This window comes from Paenibacillus sp. D51F (assembly GCF_053345695.1).
In genome coordinates, this window is record NZ_JBKFAO010000006.1 from 15,974 (window position 1) to 35,320 (window position 19,347).

17 protein-coding genes and 1 tRNA gene are annotated in these 19,347 nt (G+C 58.4%); 16 read left to right on the forward strand and 2 right to left on the reverse strand.

Annotation, left to right across the window (positions count from 1 at the left end):
• Positions 1-26: 26 nt before the first annotated feature.
• The 12 genes from hisF to ACLBWT_RS12540 all read left to right on the forward strand — a co-directional run bounded on the left by hisF (position 27) and on the right by ACLBWT_RS12540 (position 13,584).
• Positions 27-785 (forward strand): imidazole glycerol phosphate synthase subunit HisF, encoded by a 759-nt coding sequence (hisF, locus tag ACLBWT_RS12485; RefSeq protein WP_447663443.1) that lies wholly within the window; start codon positions 27-29, stop codon positions 783-785.
• Complete coding sequence (gene hisIE, locus ACLBWT_RS12490) at positions 782-1,486, forward strand: bifunctional phosphoribosyl-AMP cyclohydrolase/phosphoribosyl-ATP diphosphatase HisIE (RefSeq protein ID WP_447663444.1); 705 nt, start codon at positions 782-784, stop codon at positions 1,484-1,486. The genes hisF and hisIE overlap by 4 nt, the downstream gene beginning before the upstream one ends.
• A gap of 1,028 nt (positions 1,487-2,514) precedes the next feature.
• Positions 2,515-3,321 carry a histidinol-phosphatase HisJ gene (gene hisJ, locus ACLBWT_RS12495; protein ID WP_447663694.1) on the forward strand — a complete coding sequence of 269 codons (807 nt, stop codon included), beginning with the start codon at positions 2,515-2,517 and terminating at the stop codon, positions 3,319-3,321.
• A gap of 95 nt (positions 3,322-3,416) precedes the next feature.
• Positions 3,417-4,367, forward strand: coding sequence for a ribose-phosphate diphosphokinase (locus ACLBWT_RS12500; protein WP_048745346.1), 951 nt, complete (start codon positions 3,417-3,419; stop codon positions 4,365-4,367).
• Between the two features lie 208 nt (positions 4,368-4,575).
• On the forward strand, positions 4,576-6,309 hold the full coding sequence (locus tag ACLBWT_RS12505; RefSeq protein ID WP_447663445.1) for a tetratricopeptide repeat protein: 1,734 nt from the start codon (positions 4,576-4,578) through the stop codon (positions 6,307-6,309).
• Between the two features lie 123 nt (positions 6,310-6,432).
• Positions 6,433-7,380, forward strand: a complete 948-nt coding sequence (trxB, locus tag ACLBWT_RS12510; RefSeq protein WP_447663446.1) for a thioredoxin-disulfide reductase — start codon at positions 6,433-6,435, stop codon at positions 7,378-7,380.
• Between the two features lie 267 nt (positions 7,381-7,647).
• Positions 7,648-8,598, forward strand: a complete 951-nt coding sequence (locus ACLBWT_RS12515) for an ROK family glucokinase (protein ID WP_447663447.1) — start codon at positions 7,648-7,650, stop codon at positions 8,596-8,598.
• Between the two features lie 74 nt (positions 8,599-8,672).
• Positions 8,673-9,554 carry an RNase adapter RapZ gene (gene rapZ / locus ACLBWT_RS12520; protein WP_447663448.1) on the forward strand — a complete coding sequence of 294 codons (882 nt, stop codon included), beginning with the start codon at positions 8,673-8,675 and terminating at the stop codon, positions 9,552-9,554.
• A 12-nt stretch (positions 9,555-9,566) separates the two neighbouring features.
• Positions 9,567-10,553 (forward strand): gluconeogenesis factor YvcK family protein, encoded by a 987-nt coding sequence (locus ACLBWT_RS12525; RefSeq protein ID WP_447663449.1) that lies wholly within the window; start codon positions 9,567-9,569, stop codon positions 10,551-10,553.
• Positions 10,554-10,557: 4 nt separating this feature from the next.
• Positions 10,558-11,490 (forward strand): DNA-binding protein WhiA, encoded by a 933-nt coding sequence (gene whiA / locus ACLBWT_RS12530; protein ID WP_447663450.1) that lies wholly within the window; start codon positions 10,558-10,560, stop codon positions 11,488-11,490.
• A gap of 135 nt (positions 11,491-11,625) precedes the next feature.
• Positions 11,626-11,895 carry an HPr family phosphocarrier protein gene (locus ACLBWT_RS12535; RefSeq protein WP_048745351.1) on the forward strand — a complete coding sequence of 90 codons (270 nt, stop codon included), beginning with the start codon at positions 11,626-11,628 and terminating at the stop codon, positions 11,893-11,895.
• Between the two features lie 897 nt (positions 11,896-12,792).
• Positions 12,793-13,584, forward strand: coding sequence for an SIMPL domain-containing protein (locus ACLBWT_RS12540; RefSeq protein ID WP_447663451.1), 792 nt, complete (start codon positions 12,793-12,795; stop codon positions 13,582-13,584).
• 63 nt (positions 13,585-13,647) lie between these two features.
• Here the strand turns inward: ACLBWT_RS12540 and clpP are convergent, their stop codons facing one another.
• Entirely contained in the window at positions 13,648-14,229 is a 582-nt protein-coding gene (gene clpP / locus ACLBWT_RS12545) for an ATP-dependent Clp endopeptidase proteolytic subunit ClpP (protein ID WP_174806401.1), read from the reverse strand.
• Positions 14,230-14,516: 287 nt separating this feature from the next.
• Positions 14,517-14,591 (reverse strand) — tRNA-Arg (locus tag ACLBWT_RS12550).
• A gap of 230 nt (positions 14,592-14,821) precedes the next feature.
• Here ACLBWT_RS12550 and ACLBWT_RS12555 point away from each other — a divergent pair.
• The 4 genes from ACLBWT_RS12555 to tpiA all read left to right on the forward strand — a co-directional run bounded on the left by ACLBWT_RS12555 (position 14,822) and on the right by tpiA (position 19,347).
• Positions 14,822-15,847: a sugar-binding transcriptional regulator gene (locus ACLBWT_RS12555; RefSeq protein ID WP_447663452.1), complete on the forward strand. Its 1,026-nt coding sequence runs from the start codon at positions 14,822-14,824 to the stop codon at positions 15,845-15,847.
• A gap of 163 nt (positions 15,848-16,010) precedes the next feature.
• Positions 16,011-17,015 carry a type I glyceraldehyde-3-phosphate dehydrogenase gene (gap, locus tag ACLBWT_RS12560; protein WP_447663453.1) on the forward strand — a complete coding sequence of 335 codons (1,005 nt, stop codon included), beginning with the start codon at positions 16,011-16,013 and terminating at the stop codon, positions 17,013-17,015.
• A 112-nt stretch (positions 17,016-17,127) separates the two neighbouring features.
• Positions 17,128-18,309: a phosphoglycerate kinase gene (locus tag ACLBWT_RS12565; protein WP_447663454.1), complete on the forward strand. Its 1,182-nt coding sequence runs from the start codon at positions 17,128-17,130 to the stop codon at positions 18,307-18,309.
• 282 nt (positions 18,310-18,591) lie between these two features.
• A complete protein-coding gene (gene tpiA, locus ACLBWT_RS12570) occupies positions 18,592-19,347 on the forward strand; it encodes a triose-phosphate isomerase (protein ID WP_447663455.1) in 756 nt (251 codons plus the stop codon).

The following is a 19,347-nucleotide window of genomic DNA, read 5'->3' on the forward strand; positions in this document are numbered from 1 at the left end:
CGATTTTCAGAAAAGAGGTAGCGCCTATGTTAGCCAAACGCATCATTCCCTGCCTGGACGTGAAGGACGGACGCGTCGTCAAGGGCGTCAACTTCGTCAATCTCCGCGACGCGGGCGATCCTGTCGAGCTTGCGGCGCTTTATGACCGTGAAGGCGCCGACGAACTCGTCTTTCTCGACATATCCGCCTCTGTCGAAGGCAGAGCGACGATGATCGAAGTCGTCCGGCGCACGGCGGGGGAAATTACGATTCCGTTCACAGTGGGCGGGGGGATCTCCCAGGTCGACGACATGAAGCGGATTCTCCGCGCGGGAGCGGACAAGATCGGCATCAATACGGCGGCGGTGCTCAATCCGCAGCTGATCTCGGACGGAGCGCGGCGCTTCGGCTCCCAGTGCATCGTCGTTGCGGTCGACGCCAAGTTCAATCCGGAGTGGGGAGAGTGGGAAGTCTACACTCACGGCGGCCGCAAGGCTGCCGGCATCCGTGCGCTGGAGTGGGTGCGGCAGGCCGAGTCTCTCGGCGCGGGGGAGCTTCTCTTGACCAGCATGGATGCCGACGGCACGAAGGACGGGTTCGACATCGCGCTGACCCGGGCGGTCTCGGATGCGGCAGGCATTCCGGTCATCGCCTCCGGCGGCGCCGGGCGGACGGAGCATTTCGGCGAGGTGTTCCGAGAAGGACGCGCCGATGCGGGGCTGGCGGCGACGATCTTCCATTATAAGGAGCTGACGGTCGCGGCAGTCAAGGATGAGCTGCGCCGGGAAGGAGTCGAGGTCCGATGAGCGGCAAGGAAATGGCGCACGGGACGGCGGATGCCGCCAATCTCGATGCGATCAAATATGATGCGTCCGGGCTTGTGCCCGCCATCGTGCAGGACGCGGTTTCCAAGGAAGTGCTGATGCTCGCCTACATGAACGAGGAATCGCTGCGCCTTTCGCTGGAAAGCGGCGAAACCTGGTTCTGGAGCCGCTCCCGCAGCGAGCTGTGGCATAAGGGCGCGACGAGCGGCCATACGCAGCGGATCCGCTCGCTGAGCTATGACTGCGACGGGGATACTCTTTTGGTCCTCGTGGATCAGAAGGGGCCGGCCTGCCATACGGGCAAATACAGCTGCTTCCACAATCCGCTTCCGGTGGCGGGCTCTTCGGGAGATTCCGTATCGGCTGAGGCGAGCCGCTTCGACATGCTGGGCGAATTGGAGCGGACAATCTCGGAGCGGTATGCGGAGCGGCCCGAAGGAGCTTACACGTCCTACCTGTTCGAGAAGGGGCTGGACAAGATCCTCAAGAAGTTCGGCGAGGAGAGCATCGAGGTGGTCATCGCGGCCAAAAACGGCGACAACGCCGAGCTTGGCTCCGAGGCGGGCGACTTGATCTTCCATTTGATGGTTCTGCTTCGCGAACGCGGGCTTCCGTTGGACTCCGTCATGGACGTTCTCCGCGAGCGGCATGGCAAGCCGACGACGAACAAGATGAACCGCTGACCACTTTGGTGGCCCGCTCGCTTTTAGCGATGCGGGCTGCTGTTGTAGGTGAAGGCGGCTTCGCGGCTGACTGGGGGAGCGTCGCTCCGTGGGCATGCCGTAGAAGATCGCTCCGCGGGAATACCGTAGAATACCGCTCCGCGGCTGACTGGGAGCGCCTCTCTCTGCGGGCATACCGTAGAAGATCGCTTCGCGGCTGACCATTCTTCCGATCGCTGTTGAAGCCGTATTCCTTTTATTTGGATAATATTTGGTTGGAATACGCCTTCAAAGGCGAACGCTTACGCTTCTACAGAACGGTCAGTCCGCTGCCGCTAAACTACGGAAACCCGCAGAGCCCGCGTGCGCTCATCGCGCCGCGGAGCAGGGCCCGCGTGCGCTCATCGCGCCGCATAGCCAGGGCCCGCGTGCGCTCATCGCGCCGCATAGCCAGGGCCCGCGTGCGCTCGTCGCGCCGCGGAGCAGGGCCCGCGTGCGCTCATCGCGCCGCGAAGCCGGGCCCGCGTGCGCTCATCGCGCCGCGAAGCCGGGCCCGCGTGCGCTCGTCGCGCCGCGAAGCAGGCGCCCGCGTGCGCTCATCGCGCCGCGAAGCCGGGCCCGCGTGCGCTCATCGCGCCGCGAAGCCGGGCCCGCTTGCGCTCATCGCGCCGCGTAGCCGGGCCCGCTTGCGCTCATCGCGCCGCGTAGCAGGGCCCGCTTGCGCTCGGATTTAGATGCACATATCCGCGAAAGCGGACTGACCGTTCTGAAGAAACGCAAGTGGTCGCCTTTGAAGACATATTCTTACCTATAAATACCTTTTAATGAAGAGAATATGGCTTCAACAGCGATCGGAAGAATGGTCAGCCGCGAAGCGCAACAATTGTGCATACCCAGCCGCGAAGCGCACCGAATGTGCATACCCAGCCGCGAAGCGCACCGAATGTGCATACCCAGCCGCGAAGCGCACCAATTGTGCATACCCAGCCGCGAAGCGGCCCGCAACCTCAAGCGAATTCCATCCAAGCGAAGGAGAAAACCCAATGAGCATCCGCATCGACTATCACACCCACCACGAGCGCTGCGGCCACGCCGTCGGCGGCCTGGAGGACTACGTCCGCCAGGCGATCGCGACCGGACTGGACCAGATCGGCCTGTCCGACCACATGCCGTTGCTGCACGTCAAGCCGCATGAGTATTATCCCGGAATGGCGATGGCGATGGACGAGCTTCCCCGTTATGTCGAAGAGGCGCTGGCGCTCAAGGAGAAATACAAAGGCGCCATCGACATCCGGGTCGGAATGGAAGGCGATTATATCGAAGGCTGGGAGGAAAAAATAGCGGAGCTGATCGATGCTTATCCGTGGGATTACGTCATCGGCTCGGTCCATTTTCTCGGCACTTGGGACATTACCGACTTTCGGCAGACGGGCGGCTGGGAGATGCGCGACCCTATGGCCGTCTACGAGCGCTACTACGATGCGGTCGGCAAAGCCGCGCGAAGCGGCTTGTACGATTATATCGGGCATATCGACGTCATCAAGCGGTTCGGCTTCCGTCCGCAGGACGACGTGACCCGCCTGGAGGACGCGGCGCTGGAAGCGGTCCGGGAGGCCGATCTGGCGATCGAGCTGAACGCATCGGGACTGCGGATGCCTTGCGCGGAAATGTTCCCTGGGCCGCGGATGCTGAAAAAAGCCTGCGAGCTAGGCATTCCGGTAACTCTCGGCTCCGACTGCCATCAGCCCGAGCGGCTGGAGCAATACTTGCCGGAAGCGCGCATGAGGCTGAAAGAAGCCGGTTACGGGCAGCTTGCCACGTTCCAGAGCCGAAAACGGGTACTTATTGATTTTTGAATTCTGCGGCATACCATGTATAATAGACGTGTCGAACATGCAGGAGTTTAGCAGGATGATGTCAAATTTTTGGTTGGAACGCTCAGGAGGGTATCATGTTTAGCGACAAGTTGCGAATTTTCTCGGGTTCGTCGAATCCGGAACTGGCGAAGAAGATCAGCGGGGAACTGGGACTGCCGCTCGGGGCGATCAAGCTGTCCAAGTTCAAGAGCGGAGAGATTTACTGCCACTACGAGGAGACGATCCGGAACTGCCACGTGTTCCTGGTGCAGTCGTTCTCGTATCCCATCAACGAGCATCTGGTGGAGCTTCTCGTCATGATCGATGCCGCCAAGCGCGCATCGGCCAAGACCGTCAACATCATCATGCCGTACTACGGCTATGCGCGCCAGGAGCGTAAGTCCGCGCCGCGCGAGCCGATCTCGGCCAAGATGCTGGCGGACATCCTGACTACCGTCGGAGCGACGCGCATCATCACCATCGATCTTCATGCTCCGGCTATCCAAGGCTTCTTCAATATTCCGGTGGACCATCTCACGGCTCTTGACCTCATCAGCGACTATCTCAAGAGCAAGAACATCAAGAATCCCGTCGTCGTATCTCCGGATGCAGGCCGGGCATCTACCGCTGAGAAGCTGGCCAACTACCTGGACTCGCCATTCGCAATCATGATCAAAAAACGCCCGGCCCACAACGAGTCGGTCATCACCCACGTCATCGGGGACGTGGAAGGGCAGACGCCGATCATCATCGAGGATCTGATCGATACCGGCACGACGATCGTCAACGTCGTCGAGGGGCTCAAGGAGCGCGGGGCCGAGGACGTTTACGTCTGCGCGACGCATCCGCTCTTCTCCGGCAACGCCATCCAGAAGCTAGACCATCCGCTGATCAAGGAGGTCGTCGTGACGGATTCGATTACGCTTCCCGAGATCCGTTCCGACCGCTTCAAGGTCCTCTCCGTCGCGCCTATGCTCGCGGATGCGACCAAGATCATCATGCAGGGCGGCTCCATCAGCACCCTGTTCAAGAACGCCGGCATCTAGCCGCCTCGGAGGCGGACAGGTCCCTTCCCAATCGTCGAGGGAGAGCCGGCATCATCAAAGCGGAAGGCCGTCCCGGCCTTCCGCTTTTTTTTCTCTAGGGGAATCGGTCGTTCATTCCACATTTTCTACCGTGTAAGGAAGGAACGGTTATGGTATAATCGGATGCATTCGAGTTTTGGGAGATAGAAGAAGGAGGTGCCTTGACCGGGTGGAAGAGGAGAAAAGAACGGCTGCGGACCAGGCAGCAAAGATTATACCGATCCAGTGGGACGCAACGTTCTTCTTCGAGCGCGCCGTGCGCTCGATGGACCGCTATCACTACGACAAGGCGCTGAAGTATTTTCGCCGGGCCGTCGAGTACGAGCCGGAGAATCCCGTCAATCACTGCAATCTGGCCGGCATCCTGTCGGAGATGGGCAGCTACGAGGAATCGAACCGGATCCTGATCGAGATTTTGGAGTCTGTCGATTCGGGCATGACGGAATGTTACTTCTATCTGGCCAACAACTACGCCAATATGGAGCAGTACGAAAAAGCGGAGCATGCGCTTGTCCGCTACCTGGAAGAAGACGCGGAAGGGCATTATCTGGAGGATTCCGAGGAAATGATGGAGCTGCTGCAGTACGAGCTGAAGCGTCCGACCCCGGTCGTCACGATCAAAGCCCGCGGCGGAGCCGCCGAGCATGACCAGGCCCGCGCTCTTCTGGAGGAAGGCAAGTTCGCCCAGGCCGCCAAGCTGCTGGAATCGATCGTTGCCGGCAATGCCGATTTTCTCGCCGCGCGCAACAATCTGGCGCTGGCTTACTATTATATGGGGCAATTCGAGAGGGCGATGGAAACGATTCTCGAAGTGCTCGAGCTGGAGGAAGGGAATCTCCACGCTCTCTGCAATCTGGCTATTTTCTATCAGCATGCCGGCGAAGCGGAAAAGCTCGCGCCTTTGGCTGGCTTGCTGAGCCGGACGCTTCCTTTTCATCAGGAGCATGTGTTTAAATTGGCAACTACGATGGGCATTCTAGGGGAGCACGAGTGTGCGCTGCGCCACTTCAAGCGCCTAATCAAGGAAGGTTCGGCGGAGAGCGACGGCTCCTTGTACCACTATGCCGCCGTTGCCGCGCTCCATGTCGGCCGCCCGGAAGAAGCCCGCCAGCTATGGCGCCAGGCGCTGAAGCGGGATCCGCAGTCCGACGTCGCTCCTTATTACTTGGAGCAGCTTCAGCGGGGAGAACTTTCCAGGGAGCCGATCGCGGCCAGCTACCACTACCACCTTCCGTTCGAGGAGCAGTTCCGGATGTGGGAGAAGCTGCCGGGCGGCATGCCTGACGTCATGAAGACGAATCCTCTCGTGCGCTCCTCCTTCTTCTGGGCGCTGCGCAACGGAGACCGCAAGACGAAGCTTCAGGTGATCCAGGCGCTCGCCTTGATCGCGGACCATGAGGTGAAGGAAGCCCTTCAGGCGCTCCTGCTCGAACCGGAAGAGGATGACGATCTCAAGCGGATGGCGCTGTTCGCTCTTCGTTCCATCGGCGTGGAGGATACCCTTCCTGTGGTGATGGGCGGAGAAGCCAGGCAGCTTGCCCCAGGCTCCGGGCCGTCCAGGCTGCCGGTATGGGAAGAGAAATGGCAGCTCGTACTGGATGCGGCCTATGAGAAAATGGGCAAGCAGTACGGCTTGATCCAGCAGTATGAGCTGATGACGCTCTGGGTCGACTTCCTGACGCGCGTCTATCCCGATGTGCCGAAGCTGGGCAAGGCGGAAGGATGGTCTGCGGCGCTGGAATACTTGACGGCCAAGATGCACCGCCGCGCCATCTCCTACCAAGAAGTGGCGCAGCGCTACGGAACATCGGTCGCCACCGTCAGCAAGAACGCGAAGCGCATCGATGAAGTATGCGGCATCAAGGAAAAGGCCGGAAGCATCCGATCGGTCTTCCTTCCATGATGGAAGATTAATCCAGCACATGAACGTTTCATGAAGAAGCGGCGGCGTCTTTGACGGATTGCCCTGCCATGGATTAGAATAAGAATAATTATAATCAAGCAGGCAATTTAGGAGGTAACATTCATGTACAAATCCATTATCATCGGTACCGGCCCGTCCGGTTTGACCGCTGCAATCTATCTGGCTCGCGCCAACCTCAACCCTCTCGTCATCGAAGGTCCGGAGCCGGGCGGCCAGCTGACAACGACGACGGAAGTCGAGAACTTCCCCGGTTTCCCGGATGGCATCATGGGCCCTGAGCTCATGGCCAACATGCGCAAGCAGGCCGAGCGTTTCGGCGCTGAATTCCGCACGGGCTGGGTCAACAGCGTCGACCTGTCGGAGCGTCCGTTCAAGATCCAGGTGGAAGGCCAAGGAGAGCTTGTCGCCGAATCCCTGATCATCTCGACCGGCGCATCCGCGCGTTACCTCGGCATTCCCGGAGAGAAGGAGAACGTCGGCCGCGGAGTGAGCACTTGCGCTACATGCGACGGATTCTTCTTCCGCGGCAAAAAGATCATCGTGGTCGGCGGCGGCGATTCCGCCATGGAGGAAGCCAACTTCCTCACCCGCTTTGCGACCAACGTCGATCTGGTTCACCGCCGCGACGAGATGCGCGCCTCCAAGATCATGCAGGACCGCGCCAAAGAGAACGAGAAAATCAACTTCGCACTCAACCGCACGCCGGTTGAAGTTGTGGCTGGCCCGCTCGGCGTAACCGGCCTGAAGGTCCGCAACAACGAGAGCGGACAAGAGGAGATCCTGGAGACGAACGGCATCTTCGTCGCCATCGGCCACACGCCGAACACGAAGTTCCTGGGCGGCCAGATCGATACCGACGATCATGGCTACATCATGGTGAAGCCGGGAACGACGGAAACGAACGTCCCGGGCGTATTCGCTTGCGGCGACGTGCAGGACTTGAAGTACCGCCAGGCCATTACGGCCGCCGGCAGCGGCTGCATGGCAGCGCTGGACTGCGAGAAGTTCCTGGAAGGCTCCATGGTGCATGACTGGAGCCAGACGCTGTAATCGAGCTTATCCCATAGAGCTGCTATCCGGATCAATGCCAGTTGACCGGGTGGCGGCTTTTTTCAGCCTTTCCGGGGAGATTCGGTTCAGATAAGGAGAGTTCAAGAGACTCGAATTCGCGGTTTTCCGGGATTTTCTCGGCTGCGCTTGGAACCGGCAGGCGCGGTGGCGGCGCGATTCGCCGGGCCGCGTTGTTACCTTGACCTGGACTATGGCTTGCCTTATAGTAACTTAAAGAAGTTAACTTATAATTGAGGTGGCTAACACATGTCAGAAACAATCTACGTTGGAGCGGATATCGGCGGCACCGCCATTAAAGTTGGAGTTTGCAGCGCGGTGGGTGAGCTGCTCCGGACGTATGAGGGCCCGACGGAAGCTTCCCAGGGCGCAGATCGCATCGTGGACAACATCGTGGCGTACGTGCGCCATGTAGTCGGCGAGGCGGGCTTTGCCTGGGAACAAGTAGGCGGAGTCGGCGTCGGGATCGCAGGTTTCCTGGACATCCCGAATGGCATCGTGAAGTTCTCCAACAATTTGAATATACGCAACGTGCCTCTCAAGCAGCTGCTTGAAGAGAAGTTGAACAAGACCGTCAAGGTCAACAACGACGCCAATGTCGCCGCTCTCGGCGAAGCTTGGGCCGGAGCGGGCCGCGGCATTCCGAACTGCGTCTGCTACACGCTAGGCACCGGCGTAGGGGGCGGAGTCATCATCAACGGCCGCATCTATGAAGGCTTCGGCGGGATGGCCGGAGAGCTCGGCCACATGTCGATCGTGCCCGATCTGGAAGCGATCCAGTGCACTTGCGGCAAAACCGGCTGCCTGGAGACGGTATCCTCCGCGACCGGCATCATCCGCATGGCCAAGGATGCCGTTGAGCGCGGCGACCGCACGTCGCTGTCTCTCGAGCCCAACATCATGGCCAAGGAAGTCATCGACGCCGCCAAAGCAGGCGACGAAGTGGCATCCCGCATCGTGAACCGCGCCGCCTATTACCTGGGCAGATCGATGGCTGCTACCGCTGTCATCCTGAATCCGCAGCGCTTCATCATCGGCGGAGGCGTTGCCAAGGCCGGCGATTTCCTGTTCGATCAGATCCGCGAAGTGTTCGCCAAATATACGCAGGACCAAGCCAAGGAAGGCGTAGAGATCGTCGCCGCTACACTCGGCAACGATGCAGGCGTCGTCGGCGCGGCCGGACTCATTCTCCGCTCTTAGCAGGCGAAGCCAACCCGGGGGCTGGATATGGATCGGCGGATTTATTCCGGCACCCCCCTAGGGAGGAACGGCATATGGAAACGAATACGCCCAAGCTGGTCATCATTACGGGCATGTCCGGCGCAGGCAAGACGATCGCAGTTCAGAGCCTCGAGGATCTCGGGTTCTTTTGCGTCGACAATCTGCCTCCGGTGCTCATCCCGAAGTTTGCCGAGCTGATCGACGGCTCCAACGGCAAAATCGCCAAAGTGGCGCTCGTCATCGATTTGCGCGGCCGCGAATTTTTCACCGCTTTGTCGGAGTCGCTCGATTATATCAAGAACCATTTCACCTTCCAGCATGAGATTCTGTTCCTGGACGCGACCGACGACGTTCTCGTACGCCGCTACAAGGAAAGCCGGCGCCGGCATCCGCTCGCTCCCAACGGCTTGCCGCTCGAAGGCATCCATCTGGAGAGGCAGCTGCTGGAGGAGCTCAAAAATTCGGCGACGCAGACGATCGACACGAGCAAGCTGAAGCCGGCCGAGCTCAAGGAGTCCATCATTTCGCGTTTCACCAATGCCAAGCAGGCGCCGTTCTCGGTCAATGTCACCTCGTTCGGCTTCAAGTACGGCATTCCGATCGACGCCGATCTGATCTACGACGTCCGGTTCCTGCCCAATCCCCATTATGTCGAGCATCTGCGTCCCCGCACCGGACAGGAACAGGATGTATATGAATATGTTATGAAGTGGCCGGATACACAGATGTTTCTTACCAAGCTTCTCGACATGCTGCAATTTCTCATCCCCCTGTACCGCAAGGAGGGCAAGAGTCAAGTCGTCATCGGAATCGGCTGCACGGGCGGCAAGCACCGTTCCGTAGCCATTTCGGAATATCTCGGGCGCATGCTCGGCAGCAGCGAGACGGAGTCTGTCCGGGTAAGCCATCGCGATGCCGGACGTGACCGTCCATAAGGCGGGGCTTATATGGCAAGCAGCAAAACAAAGACTCCACTTCCGAAAATCGTTGTCATCGGCGGTGGCACCGGGTTGTCCGTCATGCTCCGCGGCCTCAAGGAGAAGCCGCTCGACATCACGGCGATCGTCACCGTAGCCGATGACGGAGGCAGCTCCGGCGTCCTTCGCAGCGAGCTCCAAATTCCTCCTCCGGGCGACATCCGCAACGTGCTCATGGCGCTGGCGGATGTCGAGCCGCTTTTATCGGAGATGCTCCAATACCGGTTCCCGAGCGGCACCGGACTTGCCGGCCACAGCCTGGGCAATCTCATGCTGGCGGCGATGACGGATATATCCGGCGACTTCGTGACCGGAGTCAGGGAGCTGAGCCGGGTGCTCGCCGTGCGCGGCACGGTGCTGCCGGCGTCGGATCAGGCAATCGTGCTCAAGGCCGAGCTGGAGGACGGAAGCATCGTCGAGGGCGAGTCCAACATTCCGCTGGCCGGGCAGCCGATCAAGCGGGTGTTCATCGAGCCTCCCGACGTGGAGCCGCTCGAGGAAGCGTGCCAGGCGATTCAGGAAGCGGATGCGATCCTGATCGGACCCGGCAGCCTGTACACGAGCATTATTCCCAATCTGCTCGTGCCGAAGCTGGCGGAATGCATCGTTCAGTCGAATGCGATCAAGATTTTCATCTGCAACGTCATGACCCAGCCGGGCGAGACGGACGATTATGCGGTGAGCGATCATCTGGAAGCGGTGCACCGTCATATCGGCCACCAGCTGTTCGATTACGTCATCGTCAACGACGGCGAGATTCCGCCGCAGGTCCAGGACCGTTATGCGGAATTGGGAGCGAAGGCTGTCCAGCTCGATCTGGACGAAGTTACGCGCCGGGGATACAAGGTCATCGCGGACCGCCTGGTGTTGTTCCGTACTTATTTACGGCATGATGCCGTGCGGTTGAGCCATCATATATATCAGCTTGTAGAGAGCTGGATGCAGAGAAAGGGGTGAAGAGATGAGCTTTGCGGCCCAGACAAAAAAAGAACTGACGCTCGTGGACAACCAGGACGCCTGCTGCGAACGGGCGGAGCTGTCCGCTCTGATCCGGATGAACGGATCGGTCCACTTGGTTAGCCGCAAGGTCATCCTCGACATCTCGACGGAGAATGCGGCCATCGCGCGCCGGATCTACAGCCTGATCAAGAAGATATTCGACGTCCACACCGAGCTGCTTGTCCGCAAGAAGATGAGGCTGAAGAAGAACAATGTCTACATTGTCCGGATTCCGGCCAAGGTCCAGGAAATTCTCAAGGATCTGAACATCGTTTCCGAAGGATTCATGTTCAATCAGGGCATAGATAAGAATATGATCAAACGTCCTTGCTGCAAGCGCGCTTACCTGCGCGGCGCTTTTCTGGCCGGCGGCTCCGTCAACAACCCCGAAGGCTCCTCTTATCATTTGGAGATTTCCTGCATGTACGAGGAGCATTGCGGGGCATTGGTGGCGCTGGCCAACAAATTCGGGCTGAACGCCCGATGCATCGAGCGCAAGAAGGGATTCATCTTCTACATCAAGGAAGGCGAGAAGATCATCGAGCTGCTGAACATCATCGGCGCTCATCAGGCTTTGTTCAAATTCGAGGATGTCCGCATCATGCGCGACATGAGGAACTCCGTCAACCGCATCGTCAACTGCGAGACGGCCAACCTCAACAAGACGATCGGGGCAGCTGTGCGCCAGATCGACAATATCCGTCTGCTGCAGAAGGAAATGGGGCTGGAGAACCTGCCGGAGAAGCTCCGCGAGGTGGCGGAAATCCGTCTTCTGCATCCCGACATGAACCTCAAGGAAGTCGGCGAGATGCTGAAGGGCTCCGTCAGCAAGTCCGGCGTGAACCACAGGCTTCGCAAGATCGATGAGCTGGCCGAAAAATTGCGTGGAAGCTGAACTTTTAACTTACACGGGCCGATGGTATAATGGTAGCAATCGTGGCCAGATTTCCTCATACCTGAAACGGATGATGTTACCGAGCGCGTGAAGCGCCGTTGCAGCAGTGAAAATGAACTAGGGGGTATAGATTTCATGACCAGACAACCCGTTGTCGTTAGACTCAAGACGGGTCTTCACGCAAGACCGGCTGCACTCTTCGTGCAGGAAGCGAACAAGTTCTCTTCCGAGATTTTCGTGGAAAAGGACGAGAAGAAAGTAAACGCCAAGTCCATCATGGGCATCATGAGCCTTGCCATCAGCTCCGGCACGGAAGTTTACGTCAGTGCCGAGGGTTCCGATGCAGAGCAGGCTGTAAACGCTTTAGTTTCCCTGGTGAGCAAGGAAGAGCTCGAGAACCAATAAATCAGCCTCCGGGCGCTGCAAGAGCAGCCTTGGACGCGCTTCACGAAAGCTCCCGCAGGGGGCTTTTTTTGATTTCCGCAGGCTGGTTGTCTCGAGTGTGTTTCTGATCTGAAACCGGCTTTGGTTGGTTGGCGGAACTTTTGAACAGACGTCGTTATAGGGTTGTTAGGGCCGATTACTGGTTCGGAGTGTCGGAATGGAGCATGGGCGGGGTGACATTGGGGTCGCAGTATCCTGGCAAGCGTCGCTTCTGCATCAGGCATTCAATGCGAATAGTCGGTTGGAGGCAGAGCAATGCCTTTAGCGAAGAAGCTGAAATCGGTATCGGACATAGGATCCGTTATTTGGTTCGATTTTGCCATTAAAATAAATTTAACGGACATGAGATCCGTTATTTTCTTTAAAAAGGGTCGAATGGACACGTTTGGCCCGAAATAGCGGATCGTATGTCCGATAAGATTCAAAATGGGCTGAAATCGTTGAAATAGCGGATCGTATGTCCGATAACATGGAATTGGGCTGAAGCCGGCCGATGTCGAAGGATACCCGATACAAACCAAATCGGGATTAAGGCTGTTGAAACAGTATGGTTACCGTATGTGATGTTCGTTCGTCGTCAAATCGAATTGGGGCGCCGGAAACGGAAGGTATGTCCGATGCCAATCAAACCGTGCTGCAGCCGGCGGATACTGCAAGCTATGCCCGGCATGGAACCGGGCTGGAGGCTGGGATTTACGGCAAGCCGGGCCATCCCTTCTCAGGCTGAGTCCGCCTGAGACTCGGCTCCGTCCGCTTTCAGGTCTCAAAGTAAACAATATCGTCAATCCTTGATGGTAAATGCAACCTTTTGGATCTGCATGCCGTTTCAAGAGGACAACACCTAAGGAGGCGCTGGGAATGGACAAACGAAATGCGGCTGGCGGGCTGATGCATAAGAGCAAGGTGCTGCTTCTAGCGGCGGGAATCACAGCGGGATCTTTGATGGCGTGGAATGCCTTTGGCGGTCAGCCGCTCAACAAGCCGGCATTTGCCGCAGGAACGGAGAATGCAGTGTTGAATACAGTCGCCGTAACGGGTAAAGGCAAGGTGTCGGTCGCACCGGATATCGCCTATGTATCGGCTGGCGTATCGGTGACGGCCAAGACGGCCAAGGAAGCGCAGGCTGGAGCGGCCAAGAAATACGACGCCGTGCGCAAGGCGCTGACAGGCACTTTCGGAGTCGCGGAGAAGGATCTGAAGACGACGAACTATTCGGTGCAGCCGCAATACCGCTATACGGATAAGGAAGGCCAAGTGCTGACCGGATACACGGCGGTGCAGGACATCCAGATTTCCTACCGCAACATGGATAAGACCGGCGATCTCGTCGACGGTCTTGCAGCGGCCGGCGCCAACCGGATCAACAACATCTCCTTCGGAACGGAAAAAGGAGATGCCTACACGCAGCAGGCGCTGCAGAAGGCAGTGGAAGCCGCCAAGGTCAAAGCGATGACGCTGGCCCAGGCATCGGGCCGCACGCTCGGCGAGGTCGTTTCGATCTCGGAGAATGGAGCCCAGGTCGTGCAGCCGATCATCGAGAGAGCACAGATGAAGATGGCAGCAGCGTCGGATTCTTCGGCCAACACCGTCGTGGATGCAGGCGAGGTCGACGTCACCTCCGACATTACCGTATTGTTCTCCCTCAAATAGACAAAAGAACAGCAGCCCCCGGAAAATCCGGGGGCTGCTGTTCTTTTGTCTATTCAGCCGAGCTTACAGCTTCTCGATCACTTTGTCGACGAGGCCGTAAGCCGTCGCCTCTTCCGCGCTCATGAAGTTGTCGCGGTCGGTATCCTTCTCGATGCGCTCCAGCGGCTGGCCGGTACGCTCGGACAGGATGGCGTTCAGCTTGTCGCGCATCTTGAGGATGCGGCGGGCACGGATCTCGATGTCGCTCGCCTGGCCTTCGGCTCCTCCGAGCGGCTGGTGAATCATGACCTCGCTGTTCGGCAGCGCGTACCGCTTGCCCTTGGCGCCTGCTGTCAGCAGGAACGCACCCATGGAAGCCGCCATGCCGACGCAGATCGTGGAGACATCCGGCTTGATGAACTGCATCGTGTCGTAGATCGCCATGCCGGCCGTGATGGAGCCGCCGGGGCTGTTGATATAAAGCGAGATGTCCTTCTCCGGGTCGTCCGCTGCAAGGAACAGCATTTGGGCGATGATGGAATTGGCCACCACATCGTTGACGCCGGTGCCGAGGAAGATGATGCGGTCCTTGAGCAGCCGGGAATAAATATCATAGGCGCGCTCACCGCGGTTGCTTTGCTCGATGACCATAGGCACAAAATTCATGTCCAAGTGCGAGTCCCTCCTTATAACCTTCATAAATAGTGGATATGCGGGGTGCTGCTTTTTCATTTTAATGGATTGCGATTTTAAAGTCAAATTTGGTCAAAGAAGTCGGGACAGCCGTCAATAGCCCAGTTTAACCGGCTTCCTTATTCTTTAAACCAGGAGCTTCCGTTCGGCAGCCGGAAGCGATGAGGCGCCTTTCGATCCTAAGTCCGATCCCCTCCGGATGCAAAAAAAGGATCGGCACGGATGCCGATCCTTCTATGTATGAATCCATATGTGTAAATTGGCGCGCCCGCTAGGAATCGAACCTAGATCTCAGGCTCCGGAGGCCTACGTCATATCCATTGGACCACGGGCGCTTGTAAAAACGTAACGTCTAAGATTGTATAACAGCTGGCAGGAAAAAGCAACACTAAAGGTTTCCGTGAAAAGAAATCCGGAAATCGGGTGTCGGCAACCGTTTACATCGGGTATTCCTCACTTGCGGGGGTTATCTAAAAGAGGTAAAATGATGGTGTGGGACGTAAAATGAATGGCTGGGACTAAAAATGTCCCATTATGGCCATGCACGAGTGGAGTGGGGGCGCTCATGCGCAGCATTATTGATTTGCAGCGTCAGCTCGTTCCGGATCTCGTCGATACGCTCCGCCGCCGTTATGCGATCCTGCACCAAGTCATGCTCTCGGATATGATCGGCCGCCGGACTCTGGCTGCCTCCCTGTCGATGACAGAGAGGGTGCTGAGGGCGGAGACGGATTTTCTCAAGGAGCAAGGCTTGCTTGAGATCAAATCCTCCGGCATGTCCATCAGCCCGGCCGGACGACGGCTGCTGGAGGAGATGGAGCCCGAGCTCGGAGGGCTGCTTGGCCTCAGCGATCTGGAGGAGAAGCTCAAGCAGCGGTTCGGCTTGCAGAAGGTCATCATCGTTCCCGGCGATTCCGAGAAATCGGATAGCGCCAAGCGGGAGCTTGGCCGCGCCGGAGCCGCAGCGCTCCTGCAGGTGCTGGGCGAGCGGGATGTCGTGGCGGTGACCGGAGGCACGACGCTTGCGGGCGTCGCGTCGCAGCTCGCCTCGAGCTCGCCGCGTCGGAGCAACCTGTTCGTGCCGGCACGGGGCGGGCTCGGAGAGAGCCTGGAATACCAGGCGAGCACGATCGTCTCGACGATGGCCAAGCGGACGGGGGCGCAGTACCGGATGCTTCACGTCCCGGACCATCTCAGCGAAGAGGCCTACACGAGCCTCATGCAGGAGCCCGGAGTGAAGGAGATCGTCGAGGTCATCCGCAGCGCGCGCATCGTCATTCACGGCATCGGAGATGCCATGGTGATGGCCCGGCGCAGACGGATCGACGGCGCGCTTGCCGACTCGCTCAAGGCGGACGGCGCGCTTGCCGAAGCCTGGGGCTACTACTTCGACCGCAGCGGCAACGTCGTGCACAAGATGCAGACAGCCGGCATCCGGCTCGAGGACATCGCGACGACCGAGGTCGTCATCGGTGTGGCCGGCGGCCGCTCCAAGGCGGAGGCCATCTCGGCGGTTCTGAGGTTCGGCCACGAGGACATCCTCGTCACCGACGAGGCTGCCGCCCTCGAAATCGCGGCGCTGACGGAATAAGAGCCATGCCGCAAGGTGATAATGGTTCTTGTCCATGCGCGCCGCGCGGACAAACTTGTTTTCATGGCAATCCGCGGGCTCTGCGCCTGCCAGGGGCAGGGCATGCGAATTGCTTTGAGATAAATGCATCATCAAACTTCATTTAACAGGAGGAATATCAACCATGGTTAAAGTTGGTATTAACGGATTTGGCCGTATCGGACGCAACGTCTTCCGCGCAGCACTGAATAACAGCGAGGTTCAAATCGTCGCTGTGAACGACCTGACGGACACGAAAACGCTGGCCCACCTGCTCAAATATGACACCACCCACGGCGTCCTGGACGCTACGGTAGAAGCTAAAGAAGGCGCGCTTGTCGTCAACGGCCGCGAGATCAAAGTCTTTGCAGAGCGCAACCCGGAGAACCTGCCTTGGGGCTCCGTAGGCGCCGAGATCGTCGTTGAATCGACGGGCATCTTCACGGCTAAAGAAAAAGCCGAGCTTCACCTTAAAGGCGGAGCGAAAAAAGTCATCATCTCCGCTCCGGCAACAAACGAAGACATCACGATCGTCATGGGCGTAAACGAAGAGCAATACGACGCTTCCGCTCACACGGTCATCTCCAACGCTTCTTGTACGACGAACTGCCTGGCTCCTTTCGCCAAAGTTCTGAACGACAAGTTCGGCATCGTAAAAGGCATGATGACGACGATCCACTCCTACACGAACGACCAATCCGTACTGGACGTTCCTCACAAGGATCTGCGCCGCGCACGCGCTGCCGCAGAAAACATCATTCCTTCCTCCACGGGCGCTGCCAAAGCCGTATCCCTCGTTCTGCCTGAGCTCAAAGGCAAGCTGAACGGCATGGCTATGCGCGTTCCTACGAAAAACGTTTCCGTAACGGATCTCGTAGCCGAAGTGAAATCGAATGTAACGGTTGAAGAAGTGAACGCTGCCCTGAAGGAAGCTTCCGAAGGCTCCATGAAAGGCATCCTGTTCTACTCCGAAGAGCCGCTCGTATCGAGCGACTACAACGGCAATGCGGCTTCCTCCACGATCGACGCCCTGTCGACGATGGTTGTTGAAGGCAACATGGTCAAAGTCATCTCCTGGTACGACAACGAGTGGGGCTACTCCAACCGTGTCGTCGACCTGGCTGCTTACATCGCTTCCAAAGGCCTGTAAGAAGTCCCTAATCGCATAGACGATTCCACAGCTAAAGAGGAGAGACGATTGATCGTTCTCCTCTTTAGCAATGTTTTATCCATAGAAATCACTACCGGGAGGGCGAGCAGCTGTGAACAAGAAGAGCGTTCGTGATGTGGAAGTAGCGGGCAAACGCGTATTCGTACGCGTCGATTTCAACGTGCCGATGGAAAATGGATCGATTACCGATGACACCCGGATCCGGGAAACGCTGCCTACGATCCAGTACCTGATCGAGAAGGGCGCGCGCGTCATTCTGGCCGCGCACTTCGGCCGTCCTGGCGGCGAAGTGAAGGAAGAGCTGCGCCTGACTCCGGTCGCTGCGCGCCTGGCCGAGCTGATCGGCAAGCCGGTCGCCAAAGCCGACGATACCGCCGGTCCCGATGCGCAGGCCAAAGCCGCCGCGCTGCAGGACGGCGACGTCCTGCTGCTCGAGAACACCCGCTTCAACCCGGGCGAGGAGAAGAACGATCCGGAATTCGCCAAGCAGCTTGCTTCTCTGGCCGACCTGTTCGTGAATGACGCCTTCGGAGCCGCTCACCGCGCCCATGCTTCCACGGAAGGCATCGCCCATCTGCTTCCGGCCGTATCCGGCCTTTTGATGGAGAAAGAGCTGGAAGTGCTCGGCAAAGCGCTGAACAATCCGGAGCGTCCGTTCACGGCCATCGTCGGCGGTTCCAAGGTCAAGGACAAGATCGACGTCATCAACAAGATGATCGAGATCGCCGACAACATCATCATCGGCGGCGGCCTGTCCTACACGTTCTTCAAGGCTCAAGGCCATGAAATCGGACAATCCCTCGTGGACAACTCCAAGCTGGACCTTGCTCTCGAATTCATCGAGAAAGCCAAGAAGCTCGGCAAGAACTTCCTGATTCCGGTCGATATCGTCGTATCCGACGACTTCAGCAAGGATGCCAACACGAAGATCGTCGACGTAGACGGAATTCCGGCTGACTGGGAAGGCATCGACATCGGGCCGAAAACCCGTGAAATCTATGCCAAAGTCATCAAGGAATCCAAGCTGGTCGTCTGGAACGGCCCGATGGGCGTATTCGAGATCGAGCCGTTCTCGCATGGCACCCGTGCCGTTGCTCAAGCATGCGCCGAGACGGAAGGCTACACGGTCATCGGCGGCGGCGATTCCGCTGCGGCAGCCGAGAAATTCCATCTCGCCGACAAGATGGACCATATCTCCACGGGCGGCGGCGCTTCCCTGGAGTTCATGGAAGGCAAGGTTCTTCCGGGCGTAGTCGCCCTTAACGATAAGTAACATCTCTTTCTCCCGAGTGGAGCGAGAGGAAAAGGCTTCGTGTTTGGTCCGCAATAGCGGAGTGGGCGAAATGGCCGTGGAAAAGTCGGATCCTGTTCTCACCGTTGACATCGTCAATGGACGGAACAGGGCTGACGTTCGCATTTGAAGGCCGGATTCCAACCTTTGAAGGGTTGAAGGAATAGAGGAATCCGGTGTTCAAGAGCGATTGGAACGGTCTTTCGTCTGCGCAGCCCCCTGCGGATCCAAACCATGCCATTTTTCAGGAGAGGAATGATCGTCATGGCAAGAACTCCCATCATCGCAGGCAACTGGAAGATGTTCAAAACGGTATCCGAGGCCGTATCCTTCTTCAGCGAAGTGAAAGGCGGAGCCGAGGTCGACGGCGTCGAGAGCGTCATCTGCGCTCCGTACACGACGCTGCCGGCCCTCGTCGAGGCGGCCAAAGGAACGAAAATCGCCATCGGCGCGCAAAACCTTCATTTCGAAGACAACGGCGCGTTCACGGGTGAGATCTCCGGTCTCATGCTGGCCGATCTCGGCGTGAAATACGTCATCGTCGGCCACTCCGAGCGCCGCGCGTACTTCGGCGAGACGGACGAGATCGTGAACAAGAAAGTCGCGGCCGCGTTCAAGCACGGCCTGACCCCGATTCTCTGCGTCGGCGAGAAGCTCGAAGAGCGCGAAGCCGGCGACACGAAAAACGTATGCAAAGTGCAGACGGAAGGCGCGTTCCAAGGCCTCTCCGCCGAGCAGGCTGCGGAAGTCGTCATCGCCTACGAGCCGATCTGGGCGATCGGAACCGGCAAGTCCTCCACGGCTGAAGACGCCGAGGATGTCATTGCCTACATCCGTGAAGTCGTTGCCGGATTGTACGGCCAAGCGACGGCGGACGCGGTCCGCATCCAATACGGCGGCAGCGTGAAGCCCGCCAACGTGAAGGAATATATGGGCCAGGCGAACATCGACGGCGCCCTCGTGGGCGGCGCAAGTCTGGAACCGGCTTCCTACATTGCTCTGGTCGAGGGGGCGAAGTAA